1 protein-coding gene is annotated in these 425 nt (G+C 70.1%); it reads left to right on the top strand.

Features of this window, described 5'->3' with window-relative positions; genetic code table 11:
• Positions 1-425: SDR family NAD(P)-dependent oxidoreductase (locus I6F20_RS37645; protein WP_225131614.1), on the top strand; the 425-nt coding region annotated here is incomplete at both ends.

The raw sequence follows: 425 nt of genomic DNA on the forward strand, positions 1-425 counted from the left end.
GCATGACGACGAACGATTGGGCGGCCGGCCGGGTCGCGCTGGTGACCGGTGCGACCTCGGGCTTCGGCGCGTCGGTGGCGCGGCAGATCCACGCCGGCGGCGGGCGGGTAATCGCGGTCGGCCGGCGCGAGGATCGCCTGGCAGCTTTAGCCGAGGAACTGGGCGACGATCGCCTGCTGCCGATGCGGCTCGACCTCACCGATCTCGATGCGATCGGCGCTGCGGTCGCCGGTCTGCCGGCGGCGTTTGCCGAGATCGATACGCTGTTCAACAATGCCGGCCTCGCGCTCGGCATGGCGAGCGCGCAGACTGCGAAGATCGCGCAGTGGCGGCAGATGATCACCACCAACATCTCAGCGGTGACCGAACTCGTCCACGCGGTGCTGCCGGGGATGGTCGCGCGCGGGCGTGGGGACATCGTCAAC

The organism is Bradyrhizobium sp. IC3123, from assembly GCF_020193625.1.
In the GTDB taxonomy this organism is placed as follows: domain Bacteria; phylum Pseudomonadota; class Alphaproteobacteria; order Rhizobiales; family Xanthobacteraceae; genus Bradyrhizobium; species Bradyrhizobium yuanmingense.